The sequence below is a fragment of the Sinomonas sp. genome, from assembly GCF_051955515.1.
Taxonomy (GTDB): domain Bacteria; phylum Actinomycetota; class Actinomycetes; order Actinomycetales; family Micrococcaceae; genus Sinomonas.
Map to the genome: position 1 here is coordinate 1 of NZ_JBQCGQ010000276.1, position 3,060 is coordinate 3,060.

4 protein-coding genes are annotated in these 3,060 nt (G+C 66.4%); 1 reads left to right on the forward strand and 3 read right to left on the reverse strand.

The features are described 5' to 3' along the window. Window positions 1-229 (reverse strand): hypothetical protein (locus tag ACTHL9_RS16110; RefSeq protein WP_440520295.1); only part of this gene is annotated, 229 nt, incomplete at its 3' end. A 181-nt stretch (window positions 230-410) separates the two neighbouring features. On the opposite strand from ACTHL9_RS16110, the gene ACTHL9_RS16115 reads away from it, so the two are divergent. Then, entirely contained in the window at window positions 411-986 is a 576-nt protein-coding gene (locus tag ACTHL9_RS16115; RefSeq protein WP_440520296.1) for an NADPH-dependent F420 reductase, read from the forward strand. 158 nt (window positions 987-1,144) lie between these two features. Here ACTHL9_RS16115 and ACTHL9_RS16120 read toward each other — a convergent pair whose 3' ends face one another. Together ACTHL9_RS16120 and ACTHL9_RS16125 are read right to left on the reverse strand one after the other, a co-directional pair. Then, window positions 1,145-1,939: a carbon-nitrogen hydrolase family protein gene (locus ACTHL9_RS16120; RefSeq protein ID WP_440520297.1), complete on the reverse strand. Its 795-nt coding sequence runs from the start codon at window positions 1,937-1,939 to the stop codon at window positions 1,145-1,147. A gap of 35 nt (window positions 1,940-1,974) precedes the next feature. Beyond that, window positions 1,975-3,060: APC family permease (locus tag ACTHL9_RS16125; protein ID WP_440520298.1), on the reverse strand; the 1,086-nt coding region annotated here is incomplete at its 5' end.

Consider the following 3,060-nt stretch of genomic DNA (forward strand, 5'->3'; position numbering starts at 1 on the left):
GCTCCGTCGTCGGGGTGCCCGGGAAGGGGTCCCTTCCATCCACCAGGATCGTGGGCGATCCCGCGAACCCGAGCCTGAGTGCCTGAGCCTTGCTGCGGACCTCGGTCGCGAACACGTCGACCTCCCCCGCGCCGGCCTTCCTTGCTGCGGAGCGAGCGAGCCGCAAGGCGGCCTGCCACTGGGGGCAGTCTTCGATGTACAGCACTTCGATGCTGGGCGGGAACACCATCTGAATCCCTCGGATCCATCTAAAACTTATACTCACGATTTTACAGCCTACACACGTGCCGGGCAATGGGGACCCAGTGCAGGAAGGGAGGCGCGTGGCAGAAAGGTTGTTTCTTCAACTATTTGAGCGTAGTCTTAGTTGAAGCATCAACTAACTGGTGCGGTTTCAGAAGGAGATCGTCATGACCACAGTGAGCATCATCGGAACCGGCAACATGGGCCAAGCCATCGCGAGCGTCGTCAGCAAGGGCGGACACGCCGTCGAGCTCTTCAGCAGCAAGGACGCCGGTAAGCCCGCCACCGGCGACATCATCGTGCTGGCCGTCCCCTACCCCGCGATCCCCCAGGTGCTGGACCAGAGGGCCGAGCAGTTCGCTGGGAAGGTCGTCGTGGACATCACCAACCCGCTGAACTTCGAGACCTTCGACTCCTTGACCGTGCCGGCAGACTCGTCTGCCGCGGCCGAGATCGCTGCCGCGCTTCCGGGTTCAAAGGTCATCAAGGCCTTCAACCCGAACTTCGCCGCCACGCTGGCGGAGGGCGAGATCGGGGGCGAGCGGACAACGGTCCTCATCGCCGGAGACGACGAGGATGCGAAGTCCCAGCTCGCCGAGGTTGTCACTGCGGGCGGGTTGAACGCGGTGGACGCCGGTTCGCATCGCCGCACCCGCGAGCTCGAGGCCCTCGGCTTCCTGCAGATCACCCTCGCTGCCAGGGAGAAGATCTCCTGGACCGGTGGCTTCGCTGTCCAGTCCTGACCGCGCCCCACACCCACGACAAGGAGCCGCCCATGTCTTCCCGTTCCGCACTGGGCATAGGCGTACGACGGCGTTGGCTGGCCGAGCAGGGCTTGTCGCCTTGCCTGGCGGCAGCTCGTTCAGCGTCGCCGCTCGTGGAAGCACCTCTGACCTAGACCTTAGTCCCCGGGTGCCCCCAACCGCCGCTGCTGCGCGATCGGGAAGTCGCGACGGGTCACGGCGATGCGCCTCGGGTCGAGGTCTGCCACAGCGACACCGGGCTCGCCGCCGAGCAGGCTGAGCACCGCGCCCTGCGGGTCGAGGATCTGGCTGTGGCCCACGGAGATCGGCGGGGCCTGACAGGACCCGGCGACGAACACTGCGTTGTCAATGGCGCGTGCTGCCAGCAGCGTGAGCCACTGGTCGGTCTTGAGCTCCCCCGGAACCCACGAGGCCCCGACGGCCAGCACCTGCGCTCCCGCATCGGCGAGCGCCCGCGCAAGTTCGGGGAAGCGCAGGTCGTAGCAGGTCATGAGCCCGAAGGTGAGATCTCCGACGTCGAACGTCACTGGCGCGGCGCTCGGGGCAGGCGAGATGAAGTCTGATTCCCGCTGCCCCTGCGCGTCGAAGAGATGGATCTTCCGGTAGGCCGCGATCAGCGCGCCGGACGGGTCGAATGCCGCCAGCGTGTTGAAGGGGCGCTCGGGAGCAGGACTGGCCTCCACCACCCCCGCCACGAGCGTGATGCCGTGGCGGCGGGCAATGGAGGCCAGGTCGGCGCAGACGGAGCCGTCGAGCGGCTGGGCCGCGCGGGCGAAGGTCTCGTCGAGGCGCCGCTTCTCGTACGTGGCGTATTCGGGGAACAGCACCACCTCGGCTCCCTCCCCCGCCGCCTGCGCAGCGAGCCGGTCAATCGACGCGAGGTTCGCTGCGACGTCGTCGTTCGAGGCGGGCTGGGCGACGGCAACGCGCACGGGGAGGGATCCTCTCAGTCAGACAAGTGCTGCCTCTAGACGAGCACTGCCTCAGCAGTCTGCATCTCCGGCGGCGCCGAACGGAAGCCGCGGGTGATGGTAGCGAGCACGATGATGCCGACGACCAGCCAGGAGAGCCCAAGGGTGAGGGCGTTCGAGTCGAGTTGCGAGAGCAGGTACGCGCAGATGATGGCGCCGATCGCCGGCACGCCGAGGTAGCTCACGCGGTTCAGGCGGACGCCGCGCTTCGTTTCGCGGAAGTAGTGGAAGATCACCGAGACGTTGACCAGCGTGAACGCGGTGAACGCGCCGAAATTGATGAACGACGTGGACGTGGAGACGTCCAAGAACATGGCGATGAGGCCCACCGCCCCCGTGATGACGATGTTGACCACCGGCGTGCGGAAGCGGGGATTGAGGCGCCCGAAGACCTTCTTCGGCAGGACCGAGTCGCGGCCCATCGCGTACATGAGGCGGGACGCGCTGGCCTGCGCGGCGATACCGGACGCGAACTGCGCCACCACCAGCCCGGCGAGGAACACCGCTGCGAACAGGTTGCCGCCGATCTGCACGGCGATCTCGGTGGCGGCCGAATCCACGTTCGCGAAGTCGCCGCCAGGATGGACCAGCTGGGTCACGTAGGAGACGACAACGAAGATGCCGCCGCCGATGAGCGCGACGAGCATGATCGCGCGTGGCACGGTCTTCTGGGGCTGGACGGTCTCCTCTGTCAGCGTGGTCACAGCATCGAAGCCGAGGAACGAGTAGGCAGCGATGGCCGCGCCGGCTGTGATGGGACCGAAGCCGGTACCGGGGTTGGCGAACGGCGTGGCGCTGAAGAGGCCCGTTCCGTGCGACGTTATCGAAGCGACCGAGAGCACCACGAACAGCACGATGACGAGCATCTGGAACGCCATGAGCAGGAAGTTCGCTTTGTCGGCGACCTTGATGCCGAGCACATTGAGCGCGGTGGTCAGGAGGATGTAGGAGATGATCCAGACCGGCATCGGGACGCCGGGGAACGCCGAGCCGAGGTAGGAGGCGCCGATGAGCCAGATGACCATCGGAAGGAACACGTAGTCGAGCAGCATCGCCCACCCGACGAGGAACCCGATGCGGGA

What these genes read in the sequence shown, in the direction of transcription:
- ACTHL9_RS16115 (WP_440520296.1), top strand. Translation starts at nt 411, where the DNA reads ATGACCACAGTGAGCATCATCGGAACCGGCAACATGGGCCAAGCCATC.